The 22,558-nt window shown below is 44.0% G+C and carries 25 protein-coding genes; 11 read left to right on the top strand and 14 right to left on the bottom strand.

What is annotated here, in order from left to right; all coding sequences use genetic code 11:
* A partial coding sequence (locus tag L3V37_RS13170; RefSeq protein WP_237306443.1) for a flagellin occupies window positions 1-943 on the top strand: 943 nt, incomplete at its 5' end.
* A 116-nt stretch (window positions 944-1,059) separates the two neighbouring features.
* The gene (locus L3V37_RS13165) at window positions 1,060-2,184 is read left to right on the top strand and encodes a flagellin (RefSeq protein ID WP_237306442.1); all 1,125 of its coding nucleotides are present in this window, start codon (window positions 1,060-1,062) and stop codon (window positions 2,182-2,184) included.
* 94 nt (window positions 2,185-2,278) lie between these two features.
* Here the strand turns inward: L3V37_RS13165 and crr are convergent, their stop codons facing one another.
* The 5 genes from crr to cysZ form a co-directional block, all read right to left on the bottom strand.
* On the bottom strand, window positions 2,279-2,788 hold the full coding sequence (gene crr, locus L3V37_RS13160; RefSeq protein ID WP_005382041.1) for a PTS glucose transporter subunit IIA: 510 nt from the start codon (window positions 2,786-2,788) through the stop codon (window positions 2,279-2,281).
* Window positions 2,789-2,909: 121 nt separating this feature from the next.
* On the bottom strand, window positions 2,910-4,634 hold the full coding sequence (gene ptsI, locus L3V37_RS13155; protein WP_005389298.1) for a phosphoenolpyruvate-protein phosphotransferase PtsI: 1,725 nt from the start codon (window positions 4,632-4,634) through the stop codon (window positions 2,910-2,912).
* A 140-nt stretch (window positions 4,635-4,774) separates the two neighbouring features.
* Window positions 4,775-5,032, bottom strand: coding sequence for an HPr family phosphocarrier protein (locus L3V37_RS13150; RefSeq protein WP_005382043.1), 258 nt, complete (start codon window positions 5,030-5,032; stop codon window positions 4,775-4,777).
* A gap of 300 nt (window positions 5,033-5,332) precedes the next feature.
* Window positions 5,333-6,301, bottom strand: a complete 969-nt coding sequence (cysK, locus tag L3V37_RS13145; RefSeq protein WP_005382045.1) for a cysteine synthase A — start codon at window positions 6,299-6,301, stop codon at window positions 5,333-5,335.
* A gap of 164 nt (window positions 6,302-6,465) precedes the next feature.
* The gene (gene cysZ / locus L3V37_RS13140; RefSeq protein ID WP_025998633.1) at window positions 6,466-7,209 is read right to left on the bottom strand and encodes a sulfate transporter CysZ; all 744 of its coding nucleotides are present in this window, start codon (window positions 7,207-7,209) and stop codon (window positions 6,466-6,468) included.
* 251 nt (window positions 7,210-7,460) lie between these two features.
* Between cysZ and zipA the strand changes: the two genes are divergently transcribed.
* From zipA to L3V37_RS13125, 3 genes are all read left to right on the top strand, one after another.
* Complete coding sequence (gene zipA, locus L3V37_RS13135) at window positions 7,461-8,417, top strand: cell division protein ZipA (protein WP_065274252.1); 957 nt, start codon at window positions 7,461-7,463, stop codon at window positions 8,415-8,417.
* A 90-nt stretch (window positions 8,418-8,507) separates the two neighbouring features.
* Entirely contained in the window at window positions 8,508-10,520 is a 2,013-nt protein-coding gene (ligA, locus tag L3V37_RS13130) for an NAD-dependent DNA ligase LigA (protein WP_065274253.1), read from the top strand.
* 510 nt (window positions 10,521-11,030) lie between these two features.
* Window positions 11,031-12,440 (top strand): hypothetical protein, encoded by a 1,410-nt coding sequence (locus tag L3V37_RS13125; protein WP_005382055.1) that lies wholly within the window; start codon window positions 11,031-11,033, stop codon window positions 12,438-12,440.
* A gap of 40 nt (window positions 12,441-12,480) precedes the next feature.
* Here L3V37_RS13125 and L3V37_RS13120 read toward each other — a convergent pair whose 3' ends face one another.
* The 7 genes from L3V37_RS13120 to L3V37_RS13090 all read right to left on the bottom strand — a co-directional run bounded on the left by L3V37_RS13120 (window position 12,481) and on the right by L3V37_RS13090 (window position 17,936).
* Window positions 12,481-12,663, bottom strand: a complete 183-nt coding sequence (locus L3V37_RS13120; RefSeq protein ID WP_021707681.1) for a hypothetical protein — start codon at window positions 12,661-12,663, stop codon at window positions 12,481-12,483.
* A gap of 113 nt (window positions 12,664-12,776) precedes the next feature.
* Window positions 12,777-12,956: a hypothetical protein gene (locus tag L3V37_RS13115; RefSeq protein ID WP_086046573.1), complete on the bottom strand. Its 180-nt coding sequence runs from the start codon at window positions 12,954-12,956 to the stop codon at window positions 12,777-12,779.
* Between the two features lie 324 nt (window positions 12,957-13,280).
* Window positions 13,281-13,742: an NfeD family protein gene (locus tag L3V37_RS13110; protein WP_237306441.1), complete on the bottom strand. Its 462-nt coding sequence runs from the start codon at window positions 13,740-13,742 to the stop codon at window positions 13,281-13,283.
* A gap of 3 nt (window positions 13,743-13,745) precedes the next feature.
* Window positions 13,746-14,663 (bottom strand): SPFH domain-containing protein, encoded by a 918-nt coding sequence (locus tag L3V37_RS13105; protein WP_005382060.1) that lies wholly within the window; start codon window positions 14,661-14,663, stop codon window positions 13,746-13,748.
* 159 nt (window positions 14,664-14,822) lie between these two features.
* The gene (locus L3V37_RS13100; RefSeq protein ID WP_005388628.1) at window positions 14,823-15,677 is read right to left on the bottom strand and encodes a co-chaperone YbbN; all 855 of its coding nucleotides are present in this window, start codon (window positions 15,675-15,677) and stop codon (window positions 14,823-14,825) included.
* A gap of 472 nt (window positions 15,678-16,149) precedes the next feature.
* Entirely contained in the window at window positions 16,150-16,977 is an 828-nt protein-coding gene (locus L3V37_RS13095; protein ID WP_025766996.1) for an SDR family oxidoreductase, read from the bottom strand.
* A 44-nt stretch (window positions 16,978-17,021) separates the two neighbouring features.
* Complete coding sequence (locus L3V37_RS13090) at window positions 17,022-17,936, bottom strand: TIGR01777 family oxidoreductase (protein ID WP_237306440.1); 915 nt, start codon at window positions 17,934-17,936, stop codon at window positions 17,022-17,024.
* 255 nt (window positions 17,937-18,191) lie between these two features.
* Between L3V37_RS13090 and L3V37_RS13085 the strand changes: the two genes are divergently transcribed.
* The 6 genes from L3V37_RS13085 (at window position 18,192) to yfcE (ending at window position 21,438) form a co-directional block, all read left to right on the top strand.
* The gene (locus tag L3V37_RS13085) at window positions 18,192-18,926 is read left to right on the top strand and encodes a DUF1538 domain-containing protein (protein WP_237306439.1); all 735 of its coding nucleotides are present in this window, start codon (window positions 18,192-18,194) and stop codon (window positions 18,924-18,926) included.
* Complete coding sequence (locus L3V37_RS13080) at window positions 18,923-19,714, top strand: DUF1538 domain-containing protein (protein ID WP_005382078.1); 792 nt, start codon at window positions 18,923-18,925, stop codon at window positions 19,712-19,714. Before L3V37_RS13085 ends, L3V37_RS13080 begins: the two co-directional genes overlap by 4 nt.
* On the top strand, window positions 19,704-20,054 hold the full coding sequence (locus L3V37_RS13075) for a P-II family nitrogen regulator (protein WP_005382084.1): 351 nt from the start codon (window positions 19,704-19,706) through the stop codon (window positions 20,052-20,054). The genes L3V37_RS13080 and L3V37_RS13075 overlap by 11 nt, the downstream gene beginning before the upstream one ends.
* Window positions 20,051-20,458, top strand: a complete 408-nt coding sequence (locus tag L3V37_RS13070; RefSeq protein ID WP_005382085.1) for a CBS domain-containing protein — start codon at window positions 20,051-20,053, stop codon at window positions 20,456-20,458. The genes L3V37_RS13075 and L3V37_RS13070 overlap by 4 nt, the downstream gene beginning before the upstream one ends.
* A 149-nt stretch (window positions 20,459-20,607) precedes the next feature.
* On the top strand, window positions 20,608-20,817 hold the full coding sequence (locus L3V37_RS13065; RefSeq protein WP_005382086.1) for a hypothetical protein: 210 nt from the start codon (window positions 20,608-20,610) through the stop codon (window positions 20,815-20,817).
* 75 nt (window positions 20,818-20,892) lie between these two features.
* Window positions 20,893-21,438 (top strand): phosphodiesterase, encoded by a 546-nt coding sequence (yfcE, locus tag L3V37_RS13060; RefSeq protein ID WP_047102892.1) that lies wholly within the window; start codon window positions 20,893-20,895, stop codon window positions 21,436-21,438.
* Between the two features lie 38 nt (window positions 21,439-21,476).
* Here the strand turns inward: yfcE and L3V37_RS13055 are convergent, their stop codons facing one another.
* Together L3V37_RS13055 and L3V37_RS13050 are read right to left on the bottom strand one after the other, a co-directional pair.
* Complete coding sequence (locus tag L3V37_RS13055; RefSeq protein ID WP_005382088.1) at window positions 21,477-21,755, bottom strand: SelT/SelW/SelH family protein; 279 nt, start codon at window positions 21,753-21,755, stop codon at window positions 21,477-21,479.
* 21 nt (window positions 21,756-21,776) lie between these two features.
* Complete coding sequence (locus tag L3V37_RS13050) at window positions 21,777-22,532, bottom strand: sulfite exporter TauE/SafE family protein (protein ID WP_237306438.1); 756 nt, start codon at window positions 22,530-22,532, stop codon at window positions 21,777-21,779.
* Window positions 22,533-22,558 lie beyond the last annotated feature (26 nt).

The raw sequence follows: 22,558 nt of genomic DNA, 5'->3' as shown, positions 1-22,558 counted from the left end.
GGTTCGCAACGCGAACGACGGTATCTCGATTGCACAAACTGCTGAAGGTGCAATGAACGAGACCACTAACATTCTTCAACGTATGCGTGATTTGTCTCTACAATCAGCAAACGGCTCAAACTCGAAATCAGAGCGTGTGGCGATTCAAGAAGAAGTGACCGCGCTCAACGACGAACTAAACCGTATCGCAGAAACCACTTCTTTCGGTGGTAACAAGCTACTAAACGGCACACACGGTGCGAAATCGTTCCAAATCGGTGCGGATAACGGTGAAGCAGTGATGCTTGAGCTAAAAGACATGCGCTCAGACAACAAAATGATGGGCGGTGTGAGCTACCAAGCTGAAAGTGGTAAAGGTAAAGACTGGAACGTTGCTGAAGGTAAGAACGACCTAAAAATCAACCTAACGGACAGCTACGGCCAAGAGCAAGAAATCAACATCAGCGCAAAGGCGGGTGACGATATCGAAGAGCTTGCGACTTACATTAACGGCCAAACTGACCTAGTGAAAGCCTCAGTAGACCAAGACGGTAAACTGCAAATCTTCGCTGGCAACAACAAAGTTGAGGGCGAGGTCGAGTTTTCAGGCGGTCTATCTGGTGAACTAGGCTTAGGCGAAGGCAAAAAAGTAACAGTAGATACTATCGACGTAACCTCAGTTGGTGGCGCACAAGAATCTGTTGCTATCATCGATGCGGCACTGAAATACGTAGACAGCCACCGCGCAGAGCTAGGTGCATTCCAGAACCGTTTCAACCACGCAATCAGCAACTTGGACAACATTAACGAGAACGTGAATGCGTCGAAGAGCCGTATCAAAGATACAGATTTCGCGAAAGAAACGACGGCAATGACCAAATCACAAATTCTATCGCAAGCGTCAAGCTCAATCCTTGCGCAAGCGAAACAAGCGCCTAACTCAGCGCTAAGTCTGCTAGGTTAATCAATTTAACAAAGCAAGAAACCAAAGCCAGGCTCATCCCTGGCTTTTTGCTTATTGGCTATAACGATTCAGATGTGTCCTGACAGTATGTTCGATAAGGCATTCATATCGATTAGATGATCTCTTTAAATTCCAATGTTTCTGCGATGGTGGCGCAGAGACACCTGAGTCAAGCAGCTGCGCAAAATGTTGAGTCACAACGCAACCTAACTTCGGGGTTTCGAATCAACTCGGCGAGCGATGATGCGGCAGGTTTACAGATATCGAATACTCTCCATGTACAAACGAGAGGGCTTGATGTCGCCTTAAGAAATGCGCACGACGCTTTTTCTGTTGCTCAAACAGCGGAGGGAGCATTGCACGAAAGCAGTGACATATTGCAACGCTTACGCTCTCTGGGGCTTCAAGCAGCAAACGGCAGTTATGACTCAAGTGATCGGCAAAGTATTCAATATGAGGTCGTAGCGCTGCAAGATGAGCTTGATCGTGTCGCGATTACGACAACATTTGGGGATAAAAACCTGTTTGATGGATCTTACGGTTCACAAAGTTTCCATATTGGCGCGAACGCTAATTCAATCTCTTTGACGTTACGTAACATGCGTAGCCACATCCCAGAGATGGGAGGGCAGCATTATGTTGGTGATGCGGTCGATAAAGATTGGCGAGTCACTAAAGATAACCAAACTCTCAAAGTCGAATACCAAGACAGTAAAGGGCAAACCCAAACGGAATCCATTGGACTCAAATTGGGTGACCGTATAGAACAGGTCGCCACTTACATCAATGCTCAACAATCGATAGTGAATGCTTCAGTAACGGAAAGCAACGAACTGCAATTCTTCGCTTCTACGATGAAGGCGCCAGAGGGTGTGGTTCTCGATGGGAGTTTAGCGGATGAGCTTGATGTGAGCGCTGGTCAATTAGTCACAATGGATGACATCGATATGTCGACGGCAGGTAAGGCGCAGCTTTCAATTGGGGTGATTGATGCAGCAATTAAGTATGTTGATTCGCACCGGAGTGAAATTGGCAGCTTTCAGAACCGTGTAAACGGCTCGATGGATAACTTAAATACTGTGAATCGGAGTGTTACAGAATCCAAGAGTCGAATAAGAGATACAGACTTCGCAAGAGAATCTACGGAAATGGTGCGTTCTCAAGTGCTCCAAGATGCGACAACTGCATTACTCGCTCAAGCGAAGCAAAGGCCGAGCTCAGCACTAGGCTTGCTCAGTTGAACGTGTTTCAGCGATGCACATCGCTCAGAAAAAAGTCAGATAATAAAAAACGCTGCCATTGGCAGCGTTTTTTTCGTGTTCGATTAAGTAAAAATTACTTAGTTACACGTAGAACTGGAGTTTCACCAACAGTTACAGAACCAGAAAGCTTGTTTAGCTCTTTGATTTCGTCCATGTTAGAGATAACAACTGGAGTTAGCGTTGACTTCGCTTTCTCTTCTAGAAGAGCTAGATCGAATTCAATTACAGTGTCGCCAGCTTTAACAGTTTGACCTTCTTCAGCGATACGCGTGAAGCCTTCGCCTTTTAGTTCAACTGTGTCGATACCGAAGTGAACGAAAAGCTCAACACCGTCGTCAGACTCGATAGAGAACGCGTGGTTAGTTTCGAAGATCTTACCGATAGTACCGTTTACAGGAGCTACCATTTTGTTGCCTGCTGGCTTGATAGCAATACCGTCACCAACGATTTTCTCAGCGAAAACAACATCTGGCACGTCTTCGATGTTTACAATCTCACCAGAAAGTGGCGCGATGATTTCGATAGCACCAGCGTCAGCGCTGTCATCAGATACAAGCTTCTTAAGTTTGTCAAACAGACCCATTGTGTCATGCTCCTAAGGTTTGGTTTTATTCTGTCGAATTATAGTATACCAATATAGCTCATTAGACGACTTTTTTCGCCGTCTAATGGCCATTAAGTATTGAATTACTTGGTACTACCGATTACTGAGCTTTCTCAGCAATAAACTTTTCTACCACGGCTTCGATTTCTTCTGCTGTCGGTAGAGAAAGGGCTTCTTCAGCCATTGCTTTCACTTCTGCGAAGTTAGAGTTACGAACTACTTTCTTCACTTTAGGGATTGAAATGCCGCTCATTGAGAACTCGTCCAGACCCATACCTAGAAGTAGAAGTGTTGCACGCTCGTCACCTGCAAGTTCACCACACATACCAGTCCATTTACCTTCTGCGTGAGAAGCGTCGATAACTTGCTTGATCACAGTAAGTACAGCTGGTGATAGTGGGTTGTATAGGTGAGAAATCATCTCGTTACCACGGTCAACCGCTAGCGTGTACTGAGTTAGGTCGTTTGTACCGATAGAGAAGAAAGACACTTCCTTCGCTAAGTGGTGTGCGATCGCAGCAGCAGCAGGAGTTTCAACCATAACACCGATTTCGATGTTTTCGTCGAACGCGTGGCCTTCAGCGCGTAGCTCTTCTTTGTACTCTTCGATCGCTTTCTTAAGCTCACGGATTTCTTCGACAGAGATGATCATTGGGAACATGATACGCAGTTTGCCGTGTGCAGAAGCACGTAGAATGCCACGTAGCTGATCACGAAGGATTTCACGACGATCTAGACTGATACGTACAGCGCGCCAGCCTAGGAATGGGTTCATCTCTTTTGGAAGATCCATGTATGGGAGATCTTTATCGCCGCCGATATCCATAGTACGGATGATCACAGCTTGACCGTTCATTGCTTCCGCAACTTCTTTGTACGCTTGGTACTGTTCTTCTTCAGTTGGTAGCGCAGTACGGTCCATAAATAGGAATTCAGTACGGTACAGACCAACACCTTCACCGCCGTTACGAAGGATACCGTCACAGTCTTTCACTGTACCGATGTTACCGCAAACTTCTACACGGTGACCGTCAGTCGTTTCTGCGTGTAGGTCTTTCAGTTTCGCTAGCTCTTCTTTTTCAGCTAGGAATGCTGCTTTAACCGCTTTCGCTTCTTCTAGCTCAGCTTCTGATGGGTTAACAACAATCTTGTTGTTCATTGCGTCAAGAATCAGCATGTCGCCATTCTTAACTTTCTTCGTGATGTCGTTAGTACCAACGATAGCTGGAAGCTCAAGTGAGCGAGCCATGATTGAAGTGTGAGATGTACGACCACCAATGTCACAAGCAAAACCAAGCACGTAGTCTAGGTTAATTTGTGCAGTTTCAGATGGCGTTAGGTCGTAAGCAACAAGAATTACTTCTTCGTTGATATCGCTAAGCGAAACAATGTTGATGCCTAGTGCGTTCTTAACAAAACGAGAACCGATATCGCGGATGTCAGTTGCACGCTCTTTTAAGTATTCGTCGTCTAGAGACTCAAGAGCACATGCTTGCTCTTCGATCACTGAGTGGATAGCGTGATCAGCAGTCATCTTGTCGTTTTTGATAAGTGCTAGGATTTCCTCTTCTAGCTCTTCGTCTTCAAGAAGCATGATGTGACCTTCAAAGATCGCTTCTTTTTCTTCGCCAAACGTTTCAAGCGCTTTTTGCTTGATAGTTTCTAGCTGAGCTGCAGATTTGTTACGAGCGTCAAAGAAACGCTGAACTTCAGCTTCTACTTGATCGTCAGAAATAGTGTTTGTGTTTAGGACAATTTCATCTTCTTGAAGTAGTAGTGCTTTACCGATTGCAATACCAGGAGATGCTAGGATGCCTGAAATCATAGCCTTACCTTAAGTTTGGTCAACTTTATAAAACGGGAGAATAATGGGTGCGCTAACGAATAGTTTTAGCTTAGTTTTGAGCCTATTTCCAACGAAGCCATTTTGCTTTCACAAAATGGCTTCTGGAGTAGGAGACCGGATTAGTGTAGTTGGTCCATTAGAGCAACTAGGTGGTCAACTGCTTGCTGAGCTTGTGGGCCTTCAGCAGAAATAGTAACTTGAGTACCTTTTACTAGGCCTAGTGTTTGTAGTTTGAACAGGCTCTTAGCGCTAGCGCTTTTACCGTTAGAAGTCACAGTGATGTCTGCGTCGAATGCTTTTGCTTCTTTAACAAACTGTGCAGCTGGACGAGTGTGAAGGCCGTTTTCTGCTGTGATTTCTACTTGCTTCTCGTACATGTGATATACCCCAATAAATGTATTTTTTTGTTAGTTTGTGACCAGATTTTAGCTTAACTGCTTTACATCTTGTGCGCTAGCACGGGAAGAGTTCAAAGCGCGTCAGTTCTGATACTAGTCAAAAGTTTGGTAACTACGCAACTGTTTGCGTGCGTAATCACTTTGAAACCTTTTTGTGTTCTGCTTCTTTATTTTGAAGCTAGAAATAAAACACCCTGATATTACCAAAGGTAGGGCAGGGATCAACAAAAAAGCCCCTAAACGGGGCTTTTTTAAACTAAAAATTGATTTGAACACATATTATTGTTGGTTCTCTTTTTCGGTAAAGATACCTGCAAAGAGTGCTGTACTTAGGTAACGCTCACCGGAACTTGGCAAGACAGTTACAATTGTTTTTCCTTCAAATTCAGGTAGTTCCGCAAGTCGGTTCGCTGCAACAACCGCTGCGCCAGATGAGATACCAGCTAGGATACCTTCCTCTTCCATTAGGCGACGAGCCATCTCAATCGCTTCTTCTGAGGTAACTTGCTCAACACGGTCAATAATGTCTAAATCGAGGTTACCAGGGATGAAACCAGCACCGATACCTTGAATTTTGTGTGGGGCAGGTTGGATTTCTTCGCCAGCAAGTGCTTGTGCAATAACCGGAGACTCTGCTGGCTCAACTGCAACAGAAGTGATGGCTTTGCCTTTTTCACCTTTGATGTAACGGCTAGTACCTGTAATAGTACCGCCCGTACCAACACCAGCAACGAATACGTCGATTTCACCGTCTGTCGCTTCCCAAATCTCAGGGCCCGTAGTCTTTTCGTGGATTTCTGGGTTCGCTGGGTTGTCAAATTGTTGAAGAAGTAGGTACTTCTCAGGGTTGCTTGCTACGATTTCTTCTGCTTTAGCAATCGCCCCTTTCATGCCTTTCGCCGCTTCAGTCAGCTCAAGGTTCGCGCCTAGTGCTTTTAGTAGCTTACGGCGTTCTAGGCTCATTGATTCAGGCATGGTCAATGTTAGCTTGTAACCGCGAGCAGCCGCTACGAATGCTAGAGCAACACCAGTGTTACCACTGGTAGGTTCTACAAGCTCTACACCTGGCTTAAGAAGGCCCGCTTTCTCTGCTTCCCAAATCATGTTTGCACCGATACGGCACTTAACACTGAAGCTAGGGTTACGCGCTTCAATTTTTGCGAGAACTTTGCCTTTACTTACTTTGTTTAGACGAACGAGAGGTGTATTACCAATAGTAAGAGAGTTATCTTCGTAGATTTTGCTCATAGTGATGTTCCTTCATTACACGTTGTGTGAATATGGATAGAAGAATATGCGGTATGAAAAAAAGGGAAAAGGATTAAAAAGTTATATCTTATTAGGTTGGCCCAGAACTTGATAAAAGAAAAGGGAAAAGCTGGCGCTGATCCCTTTCCTTAATCTCTAATCGACTATCGTTGGTGCTTAAACTCCGCGACCCACATCGCGGTTGCACCACATATTGCTACAGGCATGACAATGAGGTTCAAAATTGGAATCGTTGTAAATACTGAAACCAACACACCAAAGCCATAGGCTTTACCTTGCTTTTGTTTCAATTTGTAACGCATGTCGTTAAATGGGATTTTATGGTTATCAAACGGGTAATCACAATATTGAATCGCGAGCATCCAGGCGGTAAAGATAAACCATAAAAATGGGCCTACTGTTTGTCCAAGGGCAGGGATGAGCAATAATAGGAATAGGCCTATTGCTTTAGGTAATATGTAAAGGAGCTTTCTCCACTCACGAGCTAAAACGCGAGGAACATCTTTCAGGACGGCAGTGAAACCATCATCATTTACTTTTTGTCCCGTTAAGTACTCTTCCACTTTTTCAGCCAAGAGGCCATTGAATGGCGCGGCGATAAAGTTCGCGAGCGTGCTGAAAAAATAGGAGAAGGTAGCGAGTATCGTCAGAGCGAGTAAAGGCCAAAGAATGTAAGTTAACCAGGATAAAAACTCAGGCAGCTGCCCAATCCAGCCTTCTATCCATATATTAAGGTTTGAAAATAGATAGAAGATGGCACCACCTACAAGCAAGATATTTGCAAGTAGAGGTAAGATGACAAAGCGCCTGATTTTAGGGGCAAGTGCCAATTGTATCCCGTATAGAAAATAACCGAACCCGGTTCTCTGCTGATTGTTTTGCTTCATGTCTATTTTGGCTTCGTGTAAATGAAAACTCATTGTACCTGTGAGGACTTTTCTTTCAATGCCCTGACAAATGACGTCTTGTTAAGTGGAATCGTGGCAAGAATCACAACAAAAAACGGAACTTCTTGCATTAAGTTGTTCTAAATCTACATATAGTTTTGGTAAAGTAAACGTATCATTCAGATTTATTGCACTTGGGTTGCTGCTCAAGGAACTGCGAGTAGTAAAAACAAGTATATTGAGAGTAAATAATGCAGGAATTGCGATTCGTACTCATTGTTGTTGGCGCATTAGCCATCGCGGCATTACTGTTTCATGGTTTATGGAGCAGTAAAAAAGAAGGCAAAGCAAAGTTTGGTAACAAGCCACTTGGTAAGCTGGATGTTGACCAAGAAGACAAAAATGATCTTGTTGAGAAAGAACGAGACTTCGCTCCCGCTCCTGAAGATGACTTTGAGATCATTCGCAAAGATCGCAAAGAACCAGATTTTGGGATGGCGAATTCTTTCGACAACAAGTTTGAATCTGACCCGTTATTCGGTGGCCCATCTGAAGTCAAACAGACGCAGCAGGAGCCGGATGACATCCCTTCATTTGTTGCAGAAAAAGATAAAGAAGAGGACGTTGAGCCTGTTGTTCAAGCAACAGTAGCTGAAGAGCCATTCCAGCCCGCTGTGGAAGAAGACGCTATTCCCGCCGCGTTTGATATTACGGAGAAAGAACAGCAAGTCGAAACGGTTAGTGAGCCTGTCGTTGCAGAGCCTAAGGAAGAGCCAAAGCCAGAACCTGAAATGCAAGTGATTGTATTGAATGTGCACTGTGCTGGTGAAGAGCCATTTGTTGGTACTGCTTTATTTGAAAGTATGCAACAAAACGGTCTAATTTATGGCGAGATGGATATTTTCCACCGTCATGTCGACTTGTCCGGTAACGGCAAAGTGCTGTTTAGCGTCGCTAATATGATGCACCCTGGTACGTTTGAACATGCTGATCCTGCTGAGTTTACAACGAAGGGTATTTCATTCTTCATGACATTGCCTTGTTATGGCGAGGCTGAACAGAACTTCAACTTAATGCTCCGAACTGCGCAGCAAATTGCTGATGATTTAGGTGGTAACGTACTTGATGACCAGCGCAACTTAATGACGCCAGATCGTTTAGCATCTTATCGACGTCAAATAGTTGAGTTTAATGCCGCTAACGCATAATCTTAACAGCAAATAATAATAGGGCTCCGGATGGAGCCCTTTTTCTTGGATTTCCCAACCTCACCGATTGAAAATACACGGGGCTTTACTATGTCTGAATCAGTACTTCAGCGACTAGAAGAACTAAAAGAGTCGTTGCATTACCACGCTGTGCGTTACTACGTGGAAGATAACCCAGAGATCCCTGATGCCGAGTACGACCGTTTAATGCGAGAGTTACTGGATATTGAATCTGAGAACCCTGACTTAATAACCGTAGACTCGCCAAGCCAACGTGTCGGTGGACAGCCTCTCTCTGCGTTTAGCCAAGTGACACATGAAGTACCGATGCTTTCGCTTGATAACGCGTTTGATGATAGTGAACTCGATAGTTTCCACAAGCGCGCACAAGAGCGCGTGGGCAGCCAGAGTGTGAAAGAATACTGTTGTGAGCCTAAATTGGATGGACTCGCCGTAAGTTTGTTATATGAGAATGGCGTGTTAGTTCAGGCGGCCACTCGAGGCGATGGTACTACGGGTGAAAACATCACAGAGAATGTGCGTACGATTAAAGCTATTCCTTTAAAACTCAGGGGTAATGACTGGCCAAATCGTCTTGAAGTTCGTGGTGAAGTCTTTATGCCGAAAGCTGGGTTTGAAAAGCTCAATGAATTAGCAAGGAAGAAAGGCGAGAAAATCTTTGTGAATCCACGTAACGCTGCGGCAGGTAGCTTACGACAATTGGATTCACGTATTACGGCTTCTCGTCCGCTTAGCTTCTATGCATACAGTGTAGGCGTGGTGCAAGGCGCAGAATTGGCAGCAAGTCATTACGAACGCTTTTTGCAAATCAAATCTTGGGGACTGCCAATGTGTCCGGAAACTAAGCGAGTTGAAAGCTTGGCGGATGTAAAAGCTTACTACCAAGATATATTGCAGCGTCGTGATGCCCTCCCTTATGAGATCGATGGTGTCGTTATTAAAATTGACGATATTGCCGTGCAAGAGCGTCTGGGGTTTGTTGCTCGCGCTCCACGTTGGGCGATTGCCTACAAATTTCCAGCACAGGAAGAAATGACGACACTGAATGAAGTGGAGTTCCAAGTCGGTCGCACTGGTGCGATTACACCTGTTGCTAAGCTAGAGCCTGTATTTGTTGGCGGGGTAACGGTAAGTAATGCGACGCTTCATAACGCAGATGAGATAGAACGTCTGCAGGTCAAGATTGGTGATCACGTTGTGATCCGCCGTGCTGGCGATGTTATTCCGCAAGTCGTATCTGTCATCAAAGAGCGTCGACCAGAAACAGCTCGAGATATTGTTTTCCCAACTCAGTGTCCTGTTTGTGGTTCGCATGTTGAGCGGATCGAAGGAGAAGCGGTAACACGTTGTATGGGGGGCTTAGTTTGCCAAGCCCAACGCAAACAAGCGCTAAAACACTTTGTTTCTCGTAAAGCGTTAGACGTTGACGGTTTAGGCGATAAAGTGATCGAGCAGCTTGTTGATCGTGAGATGGTGAAAACTCCTGCTGACTTATTTAAGTTATCAGCGGGGATTTTAACCGTACTAGATCGCATGGGGCCAAAGTCTGCGCAGAATATTGTGAATGCGTTAGAAAAATCCAAAGAAACAACTTTACCTCGGTTTTTGTATTCACTGGGGATCCGTGAAGTTGGCGAGGCAACCGCAGCAAACTTAGCAATGCACTTTAAAACGTTGGGAGCGATCCAAAATGCTACCGAAGAGCAGTTGATTGAAGTGCAAGACATCGGTGCTGTGGTTGCTCAACATATTACGACTTTCTTTAGTGAAGAACAGAACCAAGCGGTGGTTAAAGATTTGCTTGAACAAGGAATTCATTGGCCAGAGATTAATACTACTGAGCAGGTGGGGGAATTACCATTAGAAGGTAAAACAGTAGTATTAACGGGAACACTTTCTCAACTGGGGCGTACAGAAGCCAAAGAAGCCCTCCAAGCACTGGGGGCTAAAGTGACGGGTAGTGTTTCTAAGAAAACCGATATTTTGTTTGCTGGTGAAAATGCAGGTTCGAAGCTCGCAAAGGCACAAGAACTGGGTATCGAAATTAAAACAGAACAAGACTTACTCGAACTGATGAATTAAGTCTTCTCAAAAAAGCTAAAAAATAACTAAAAGCCCCGTATGGTAAGCATGCGGGGCTTTTTCTTGTTCACAATTAAGTGTTTTTTTATTGAGTAATTGATGCCTTTGTTCTTTTCAGTGATCAAGATCGAACCTTGGGTTATTGGTTTTTTTGGCTTTTTTAGTCTGCGAGTGACTTCAAGTTGATACTTTTAAGTTCAATTTAAGTGTTTGATTTTAAATAATAATTTATTGTGTTGTGTTGATGTTGTTAAAAATAAGATCTGGATCAATAAGTTATATGGAACTTTGGAGTGGCTCATATTTTTTTAGAAAAAAAATAAGTTCCATTTGGATGTTTTTAGCTGCGAAGTTAGTCTTAATCACGTGGATACACGGTGTGTATGCAGGAACTAAAAAAAGCCAAATTAGAAATAATGAGGTTTGATCAGGAATTTACTTCTCTCCTTCGGCGGCCAACTAAAGGTGAGATAGAAAAATACAGCTATATCCATTTTTAGGAGTTTTTCCATGGACAAATTTTTTAAGGTTTCAGCGTTAACCGCAGCAATGTTTGGTGTTGTTGCTGTCGCTCCAGCTACAGCGTCTACTGAAAGTGCAGCAGGTGGCGAGTACGTAGAGAAAGTGAACGAATTTATGCAAGACTCAAGTCTGAATGCATTATTCATAGTTGATACTCGTTCACGAACTCGTACAACAGGTAAGCCCGGCGGTGAAAATGGTGACCGTTGGAGTCGTCTAAACTACTCTTCTTACAACGCAATTTTAGACTTCACTTCTGGCTACCACGATGGTTGGGTGGGCGCAGATGTTGCGGCTTACTACTCTGGCGATCTTTACAACGATAGTCTTTACAATTCAAACGAAGGCTACCTATGTAACGAAATCTCAACTTGTAACAACCTAGACTGGGGTGCAGGTGATGGTCAGCAGCTTAAAGTTTACAAAGCAGCGCTGAAATTCAAAGCAAACGAAAACTTTAATGCTCGTTTCGGTATGTTACAGGCTGGTGGTAACGGTACAATCGGTAACGTTTGGAGCTTTGTACCTGGTACTTACCGTGGTTTCGAACTGAACGCTAAACTTGGTGATTTCAACCTAAGCTACTTTGGCGCAGACCAATTTACAGCACCTTGGCTGCTTCACGAAGATGATTACGCACCAGCGCTTTGGTCTGACACGTCATGGAGCTACCTACACTCTCTAGGTCTAAATGGTAACCTAACTGACAGCCTGTTTATGCAACTTGGTTTGGGTCAAGCTACTGGCGTTCAATATGCAAATGGTGTTGACTGGGGTGCAGGTCAAGTAACTAGCTACCACAACGAAACTGACAACACTTCTTACAAGGCTTACTTGAAGTACACTGTTAGTGACCGTACAACTCTAGCATTTGATTTCTACGGTGTTGACGATGATGTGAAATACGATGGTCTAGGTTTCCACACTGGTCTATCTTTGAATCAATCTTTCGGCAAGCTAGCTTGGATGTCTGAGTTGCGCTACACAGACACAGATAACCGTGCGGACTTCGTTCCTCGTACTATTCATACATATGGTATGAACAATGGTACTTGGTCTCAGTGGTGGGACGCGCTGTCTGACTGGAACAAAGCGGGTGAGCTAGCATGGTACAACCGTCTATCTTACAACCAAGGTAACGGCTGGAACTACTACTTAGGCTTTGGTTACGGTACTGGCGCTGACTCTGCAGCAAGCGGAGCATCAGGTGACTGGGATTACGAAAGCGAATACGCAGTTAACGCAACAGTATCTTACTCACTACAGAGTGGCGCGCTTAAAGGTTCTACCATTCGTTTACACGGTACAATCCTAGAACGTGATGAGTACGCAGGTGCTGGCGATGCGGATGAAACAGACTTACGTCTACAAGTTCTTATCCCTTACAGCTTCCACTAATACTTAATGAGATAATAAAAGGAGCCGCTAGGCTCCTTTTCTATTTCACTTCTCGGCCGTCGTATATTTTGCAATATAACGGTGGCAACATATGTACATTACCGTTTGGCAACTCACACTTTATCTCTGGGCCTAACGTACGACCACCGGATGCACCATTAGCATGAGTGGTTAACGGAATTATGGCAAAAGATATTACTAATAGACCAGATAAAAATCTCATAATCATCACCTTAATATAAACTTTAAATATCTACGTACTTGTATAAACCGTGACTACGCAGAAAGGCAAGGTTGAATAGGGCTCTTATATCAAACTAAGCTCTTACTTCTTTACTATTCCCATTCCCCACCTCTAAATCGACACATTTCACTTGGAATATTCGTAACGTCGCCACTTGGCATCTTACATTCGACTATAGGTCCCAAATTAGTTGTACCGCCGTTTCCGTTGTTGTAGGCAAAGGAAGAAAAAGAAAAAATACCGCACATCATTAAAAAGAGAAGCTTATTCATAGTACATCCTCTTACTTACCAAATAAAAAGCACTCAACTTAAATGCTTATGCGTTAAGTATGTATCCGAGGATAAAAAGATCAAAAAATAATTCAATAAAGTTTTATTTTTTAAAATAAATTTAGATCGATAATTTACCTAGATATGTTTCTATCTTATTGATTGTCGTGTGTTGAATAATTAAATAATAGGAAATGGTAGGTAGGGTATTAATAATATTACTAATACTTATTTTTTTCTCGATTTTAATTAAGGTAATGAAATGAAAGCAGTTGTTTAGATTAAAGTAATGGAGCATGATTTGCCCCATTACTTTGGCATAAATTAATTAGAATCAGGCTCAATGATTAAAATAATACCTTCAACATCGGTGATTCTTACGCGGGTACCGGCTGGAAGTGCTTGATCCGATTGTGCGGACCATGTGGTATCGGCTACCTTGATGCGATTGAGTCCGACGGAAAAGTCTTCTTCAAGGATAAGAGTACGCCCAATTAACTGCTTGTACTTTTGGTTCAGATCTCTTTCTTGGTCTTCTTGCTTGTCTTTAGACCATTGTCGTCGCCACCAAAGCCAGGTGGTGATTAAGCTGAAGCTTGCAAAGCAAAGCCATTGCAATTGCCAGCTCATTGGCAAAACGGTCATGATGGCTCCAACGATAAGTGCAGACATCCCGAGCCAGAGAAAATACCCTGCGGTACCAAGTAGCTCAACTGCTAAAAGAGCAAAGCCAAACGCTAGCCAATGCCAGAAAGAGATACCTTCCAACAAACTAAAAAAGCCCATAAATTATTCTTTATCTTGCTGTTTAAACATTTCTGCTATCCCTGCAACCGAGCCCATTAGTCCGGTTGCTTCTAATGGAAGCATAATGATTTTACCATTTTCGGCTTGACCAATGCTCTTGATCGCTTCGGTATAACCCTGTGCAATGAAGTAATTGACGGCTTGCATGTCACCTTTTGCAATGGCTTCGGAAACCATGTAAGTCGCTTTTGCTTCTGCTTGCGCGGCACGCTCACGTGCTTCTGCATGGAGAATAGCAGACTGCTTTTCGCCTTCAGCTTTTAATATCTCTGATTGTTTATGACCTTCGGCCTTTAATATCTCAGCTTGGCGAACCCCTTCTGCTTCAAGAATTTCCGCACGCTTATTACGCTCGGCTTTCATTTGCGCATTCATTGCAGCGGTCAGATCGGCTGGTGGCTGGACATCTTTAATCTCAATTCGTGTGACTTTTACGCCCCAAGGGTTTGTTGCTTGGTCAACAATCGCCAACAGCTTAGAGTTGATCATGTCGCGTTGGCTCAGCATTTCGTCCAGTTCCATTGAACCTAAAACGGTACGAATGTTGGTAAGGGTCAAGTTTCTAATAGCGTGTTCTAAATCGTTGACTTCATAAGCCGCTTTGGCAGCATCGATCACTTGAACAAATCCGACAGCGTCAATAACCACGTTAGCGTTATCTTTTGAAATGACCTCTTGCGCAGGAATATCGAGAACGCGCTCCATCATATTTACTTTTTGACCAACTTTATCAACGAATGGAATGATCAAGTTTAAACCCGGCTTTAATGTGTGGGTGTAGCGTCCGAAGCGTTCAACTGTCCAGTTGTTTCCTTGCGGAACCGTTTTAATGGCTGAAGATAAGATAACAACAGCAAGAACGACGAAAATACCGATGGTGATCAGTGAATCAATTGGCATGAGTTATTCCCTTAAGTGCATAATGTTCGATCCATTTTTACCTATTTATAGACAATAGACAATTGAAGTTCTGAGACCTTTGAGAGGTTATTGGTTTTTTATATGACAAAGGCCGGAAATCCCGGCCTTTGTTGTCTTATTCCTAGAAGAATGCGGCGCTTAGTACAAAATTGAGTAAAGCTGGCGACGATATTTGCTTGCTAATGCGTTACCTTGACCTAGCGCACTGAGAATATCCATAAAAGTCTTCTTCACGTCACCGTCTTGGGCGCCCAAGTCTTTTTTAAGAATATTCCACAGCAGTTCCAACGCTTCTTCATCCCGACCAACTTGGTTGTATTGTACCGCCAATTCACAAGCGAGTTCGAAGTTTGCCATGTCTGCTGCGTATGCTTGTTCTAGTCGCTGTAACTCAGGGCTATCTGCAGCCTGCAAATGCAGCTCGAGCTTGGCTATTAGGCTCTTGTAGTAGTTATCTTGATACTCGAGAGGGATAGCGTTCAGTAGTTCTTGGGCAATATCAAATTGTTTGGTTTCTAGCAAACAATCAGCCATCGCGAGTTTCACATCACCACGCTCTTGCAGCTCTGGCGGCAAAGTGTGGATGATGCTCAAAGCCTGAGCATGCTCACCTTGCTGAAGAAGTTCACTGACTTGTTTTAATAGTTGTTCATCTGGGCTTGGCAAATGCTTTTGTAGCATGGTAGCAATGGCATCAATTGGTTGGGGGCCTCCCAGACCATCGACGGCTTGACCATTTATAAACAGCGCGATAGTTGGCAATACTTGCACGCCAAATTGAGACGCTAAAGCGGGCTGATCTTCACAATTTAGTAGAGCAAGCGTAAATGCACCGTTGTACTGTTGAGCAAGAGATTGCAACTCAGGGAGTATCTGTGCGCTTTCTGGCTGAGCGTTGGCCCAAAAGTGGATCAAAACGGGCGTGTTCATTGATCCTTCAAGCGTTTCGCGAAAGTTCTGTTCTGTTATCTCAACGATAAATGGGGATTGCATCAGAGTATCCTTGCCTTGTGTCTTGTCGTTGATATTAGATATGGAGTTGATTTAGGTGAAATTCAAGCGACATTCACCATCAATAATGAATCATTCTATTTTGAGAAAACGTGAGGTAATAGAGTGAGGTTATTGCTGCTCAGGTGTTAGATAAAAAGAAAACGCTGCCGAAGCAGCGCAATTCTAATGCTATTTGTTAGTGCGGTATCAAAATAGGATGAACATGGTCAACACTACACCCACACTAAGCCAGTTAAGCTGATTTAATGTCATTGTTGCCTCGCAGTAGTATAAACATTGCTACAAAACGTAATGGGTGGCGATACCAAATCTAAGCAACTCAATCACTTTGGGCGAAAGAATCCCCGCTGAATTGCGTAGAAATTGATTCGTTTAGTTGAGGTTTTTTTAACCTACATGTTCATAATGACATCACATTGTTACGGTGAAATTACATTTCGACAAAACTTTTTTATGCAGCCTGTCGCAAAATTTTATCAAGTACACGGGTTGGTAATAGTCTTTTCAAGACTGCGAATAATTTAGTCGGTGTAGTAATTCGATAACGAATTTTCGGTGAAACGCTAGTTAATGCATGAAGAACTGGTGCGATGCAAGACTCTGCAGGCAAAACAAATCGATTATTAGACTTGTCGTTGTTGAGTCGCTCTCTTTGTCCTTCATAAGCATGACGATGGGGGCTAGATTCAATATCAACCCACTTCTCAAAGGCTCGTAATGCATTGTTTCTAAATTGAGTTTCGATCGGTCCTGGTTCTATCAATGCCACTTTGATATTCGTATCCGCAAGCTCTAGCCTGAGCGTATCTGTCCAGCCTTCTAAGGCAAATTTTGATGCATTATAGGCACCACGGTATTTCATTGCGGCAAAACCAAGAACAGAGCTGTTTTGTATGATGCGTCCTTCGCCTTGCTGGCGCATATGGGGAAGCACTTCTCTGACCAACTGGTGCCAACCAAAAAAGTTGGTCTGAAATTGATCTTGAAGAGCCTCGGTGGGTAAGTCTTCCAGTGCTCCGGGCTGACCATAGGCACCATTATTGAACACTGCGTAAAGCTTACCTTCTGCTAACTCTAGCGCTTGCTTCACGCCCGAAGAAATGCTTTCTGGGCTATTTAGGTCTAGATTGATGCAGGTTAGCCCTTCATTAATTAGGCGCTGGACATCTTGTTCTTTCCTACAAGATGCAATGACATTAAATCCCTTGTTTTGTAGGGCGTGAGCGCACACGTAACCGATGCCGGTTGAACAACCCGTAATAAGAATCGACTTTTTCATAATTTAATTTAAGACTCAGAAACCTTGATTAGAGCCATCATTCATCAGCTCCGTTCATGAAGCAAGTGCTTGAGTGCTGGCTCTATTCTGGAGTAGCTAAATTTAAAGCCCAGTTCGGTGAGTTTTTTGGGTTTGGCTCTCATGCTATCGAACAATAAGCAGGAAGATTCTCCCATTAGGAGTTCCATCGCCCATTTAGGCGTGAACAAGATATGCGGACGTTTTAGCGTTTTAGCTAGTGTGCCGCTGAATATACGATTAGTCACAGGATGGGGGGCGCACATATTGAATGCACCGTGGGCATGTGGTGTTTCAAGCAAGTACATGATGGCGCGGACCATATCTAGGATGTGAATCCAAGGCATGTACTGATTACCGTTCCCAAGTGGGCCGCCTACGCCAAGCTTGTAAGGTAATAGCATCTTTGCCAACGCACCACCATTAAGGCCGAGTACCACGCCAGTTCTCATTAGACAAACCCGAGTTTGCTCCGACTCTGCGCGCTTGGCTATTTGCTCCCACTTTGCACAAACCTCGTGAGGAAAGTCGCCGCTATTAACATGTAAGCACTCATCAAACGGATGGTCTTGTTGATCACCATAGTAGCCAACTGCCGAGCCACTAATAAAAACAGAGGGAGGTTCGGTACTTGCGTGGATCAGCTCAACAATTTGCTCGGTAATTTTCCAACGACTTTTGCAGATTTTTTCTTTTTGCTCGCTGGTCCACCTTTTATCCGCAATAGGCTCACCTGCAAGATTAATGACGGCATCAACGTGATTGAGATCGGCGAACGACTCGAGCGAGTCAAGGTATTCGATATTACCCAGATCAGCATGCTGTAGGCGTTGTTTTGCTCGTTCTGGAGAGCGTGTAAGTAGCATAACTTGGTGAGTTGATAGCAGCTTGAGCAACTCCGAGCCAATAAACCCAGTGCCACCTGTGAGTAATATCTTCATGTTATCTCTTTGAATGTACACGTATTAGAACATTATAGTCGTTTTGTGCTTAGCTTGATCATCTCAACACCATTATTTCTGGGATAGTGACAAGCTGGCAGAGATACTATTAACTTCACATATTAGAAAATATGTAACTAAATGTTATAGATGGCGCTAGTGCATTCACGGTAGAAGAGTGAAATCTATGCCAGACTAGAAGTTATCGCTCATTGGAACGAGCGTAATCAGTTTGCACAATCAAGGAGGATAGGCATGGAAGCATTTGTTGCGCTTTTTCGAGCGCTCCTCAATAGTGCTCGTGACTTATTACCCATCATCATTGTTATCACTTTTTTCCAATTAGTCGTTTTGCAAGAGCCGCTGCCCAACCTGGTCTCCATTCTTTTTGGCTTGTTGCTTGTCGTTTTAGGATTAACCTTTTTTATCTTTGGCCTAGAACTTGGTCTTTTTCCTATCGGAGAGAGTATGGCTCAAGCTTTTGCAAAAAAAGGCAGCGTGTTTTGGTTATTAGTCTTTGCGTTTTGTTTGGGGTTTGGCACCACGATAGCTGAACCTGCATTAACCGCGGTAGCGGAAGAAGCCTCAGAAGTTGCGGCAGAGGGCGGAATGATCGCTAACTCAGAGCAGTCCATGCAGGATTACGGAGAAGGACTTCGAGTAACAGTAGCTCTCTCAGTGGGGATAGCCATCGTTATCGGCGTTTTGCGTATCTTAAAAGGGTGGCCGATTCATTACATGATCATTGGTGGCTATGTAGGCGTTGTAATACTGACGTGGTTTGCACCTGAAGCCATTATTGGCGTCGCTTACGATTCCGGAGGTGTAACCACGTCCACCATAACAGTACCTTTGGTCACTGCACTGGGCGTCGGCTTAGCGTCTGCTATTAAAGGGCGTAACCCTATGGTGGATGGCTTTGGTCTAATCGCTTTTGCCTCGCTGTTACCGATGATGTTTGTGATGGTTTACGGAATGGTCGTAACATGATTTCAATTGATCATTTCCTAGATACTTTATTATCGACCGTTAGAGACGTCGTTCCCATCGCCAGCATTATTTTTGGTTTTCAGTTAGCCGTGTTAAGGCGTCCTGTTAGCAACCTTAAGAAAGTTTTGCTTGGGTTCGTTTATGTGATTTTCGGGCTAGCTCTTTTTTTACTTGGATTAGAAATGGCGTTGTTTCCACTTGGGGAGACGATGGCTGTGCAATTAACGGCGCCGGAGTTTTTACAAGAGTTCAAAGTATCTGTAGGGAAAGCCTTAATGTGGGTCGACTATTATTGGGTTTACACCTTCGCCTTTTTTATAGGCTTTAGTACCACGATTGCAGAGCCTTCTTTAATCGCTGTAGCGATAAAAGCAAACCAAGTCTCTGGAGGCAGTATCAGTATTAACGGCTTGCGCGTAGCCGTTGCGTTTGGGGTGGCAATTGGTATTGCATTAGGGAGTTACCGGATTGTCGTGGGCGATCCCATTCATTATTACATCATCGCGGGTTACATCGTCGTTGTGATTCAAACGTTTTACGCTCCTAAGCTTATTGTTCCACTCGCCTACGATTCTGGAGGCGTAACAACTTCTACCGTCACTGTCCCACTTGTAACTGCATTAGGGTTAGGGCTTGCTTCGACCGTCCCTGGAAGAAACCCAATGATTGATGGCTTTGGCTTGATCGCGTTTGCCAGTCTATTTCCTATGATCTCTGTGATGGGCTATGCGCAAATAACCCAGTGGCTGAATAAAAACGTCTCGGAGGAAGAAGAAAATGCGCTTTAAATTGATACTTGCGTTTGTTGAAGACAGCAAAACAGACAAGGTGTTGGACGCTGCACGCGATGCTGGTGCGACCGGTGCAACAGTGATTAACAATGCTCGCGGGCAAGGTTTAAATCAAAAGCGAACGTTTTTTGGTTTAACGCTAGAAGTGCAAAAAGATGTGCTGCTGTTTGTGGTCGAGGAACATCTCTCTCGACACATATTAGAAACCATTAATGAGGTTGGTGAATTCGACAGAGAGTCGGGGCAGGGGATTGCTATTCAGATCGATATTGAAGATGCAGTCGGTGTCGCGCATCAAGTCGAGACATTGACCAAAGTAGTCGAGGATGAATTATGAGTGATCAAACGATAATTAGAGTTCGAGATGTTATGGCGGCAACGTATGTGATGGTTGATGGACTGATGACCGTATACGAAGGCATAACGCTAGCGAAAAAATACCAAGTCAAAGCGCTGGTGGTGAAAAAGCGAGATGATAATGATGAATATGGCATTGTGTTGATGAATGATATCGCCAAAAAGGTGCTGGCGAATAATCGTTCTCCTCAGCGCACAAATATTTATGAAATCATGACCAAGCCCGCTTTGTGTGTCGAACCAGATATGAACGTAAAATATTGTGCCCGTTTGTTTGAGCGATTTGGCATAAGCAGAGCGCCGGTCATTGAAAGTGGCGAAGTCATTGGGATGGTGAGTTATAACAATATTGTCATCAATGGTATGGTGCGAGAAGAAGTGTAATAGGTTGATATAAATGAAAAATCAACGAATTTTTTCTCAAGTCAGCGACTGTTACAAAGAACTAAAATATTTAATATATGTTAGGTTGCATATGTGTTGATTCACCATTATTCTTTGCGCCCTAAGCCTAATGTCGAGGAATCTGTATCATGCCTTTAGTCTCTTGCCCCGTGTGTGAGAAACAAATCTCAAAACGCGCTCATGCATGTCCAGGATGCGGAGAGCCCGATCCGCTGCACCATCTAGCCAAATCAAAATTTATGTCGATGGTGTTTTGGATACTGGTGTTGGTTGGAACAGCGTATGCAGCATGGTTCTATGTTTTGCCTATGGTCATTGAATCATTGCGCTATCAGTAGTATTCAAACCGTCGTAGGTTGAGCTGCTAAAAAAATGCCGTAGAATGACCTCATACTTTTTGAGGAGACGATGTCGTGAAACTATTTTTTGCCTCAGACCTGCATGGCTCTTTGCCAGCAACTAAAGAAACCATTGATCTATTTTTGGCCTCTGGTGCGCACCACCTGATTTTGCTAGGAGATACGCTAAACCATGGGCCGCGAAACCCTATTCCAGAAGGCTACAACCCTCCACAGGTAGCAGACTTATTGAACCAATACAGTGATCAAATTATTTCTGTACGTGGCAACTGTGATAGTGAAGTGGACCAAATGCTATTGAAGTTTCCAATGATGATGGATTACTCATGGGTGCTACTTGAATCTGGCAAGAGAATCTTTTTGACTCATGGCCACTTGTACAACTCTGAAAAACGGCCGCCACTACGTGAAGGTGATATCATCGCCCACGGTCATACACATGTTCCCGTCGCAGAGATGCAAGATGGAGCCATTATATTCAACCCAGGCTCGATGACATTCCCACGTAATGGCTTACCGAGAAGCTTTGGTACTCTAGAAGGCAATAAGCTAACGGTAAAAACACCAGAAGGCGAAGTATTAGCACAAACCATGATTTAACGGTTTTACTAAGTAAAAAATAGGGAGCGAATTGCTCCCTATTTTGTGTCTGAATGTCCTAAATCGCGTTCTGGGTCGATAATGTCTCTAACGCGCTGTTTTAGCACCTTGGCTTCAGGAAAGCCGCTGTCTTTTTTCCGTTCCCAAATTTGCTGGCCATTACAGAAAATTTCGAAGCGACCACCTGTGTCTGGGTGTAAGCTGATTGTTTCTATTTCTTCACTAAAAGTATGCAGTAATTCTTGCGATAGCCAAGTTGAACGCAACATCCAGTTGCACTGGCGGCAGTAATAAATATCAATGATTGCTTTATCCATGAAACTTTCCTTTTAATCTTTTTAAACCAGCAACTTGATGCCCACCGCAAACGTGAGAATTTCGAATGCAACTTTAATCACTCTGTTACTGTATCGAGTCGCGGCCCATGCGCCTAAACTGCCGCCTAGAAAAGAGCTTAACAATAAAACAGGTAACCAAGCCCAGTGAATAGGCGCCCCTGCCTGTACGACGGCAATGCCTCCAATGCCATTCCAAAACAGGCCGACACAAATCATGGTGTAAGCAACGGCTTGTTTGTAGTCGTAACCAAACCAGCGCACCAAAAATAGTGTCACGAGCAAACCAGAACCTGCGGTAAGAGATCCGTTAATGATGCCGATAAACAGTAAGCCAATTCCACCAATAACCCAACCAATAGGATGACGGTTGCGTATTACTTCAGCTTGGCCTAGCGATGTCTTAAGTCGCGAGTAGATACCCAGCGCTAGGATCATCGTACCGAGCATCTTTTCCGCGATACCATCAGGGATCTGTACAATTAAGTTAGCCCCTAAAATCACGCCAATACTACCGGACAAGATAAGGTAGAGCGCGATTTTCCATTTAATAGTGCCTGATCTTAAATGCGTGCTTGCTGCGCCTAAGCCTAAAGCGACCGAAGCCACTTTATGTGTGCCTAGCGCAACGGAGAACGGCAAGCCGAGAAAGATGAGTAAAGGGAATTGAAGCAAGCCTGCTCCGCCACCAGAAAGTGAAGCCAGCGTGTTGGCGATTAGTGAACCGAAAAAGAGAGTAGTGGTATCTAGCCAATCCATAAGTAAAACAAAGGGGGCGTCTTGCC

The sequence above is a fragment of the Vibrio sp. D54 genome, assembly GCF_021728075.1.
GTDB lineage: Bacteria > Pseudomonadota > Gammaproteobacteria > Enterobacterales > Vibrionaceae > Vibrio > Vibrio alginolyticus.
Note: the sequence above shows the minus strand (reverse complement) of the source record. Positions and strands in the feature narration are given on the sequence as shown.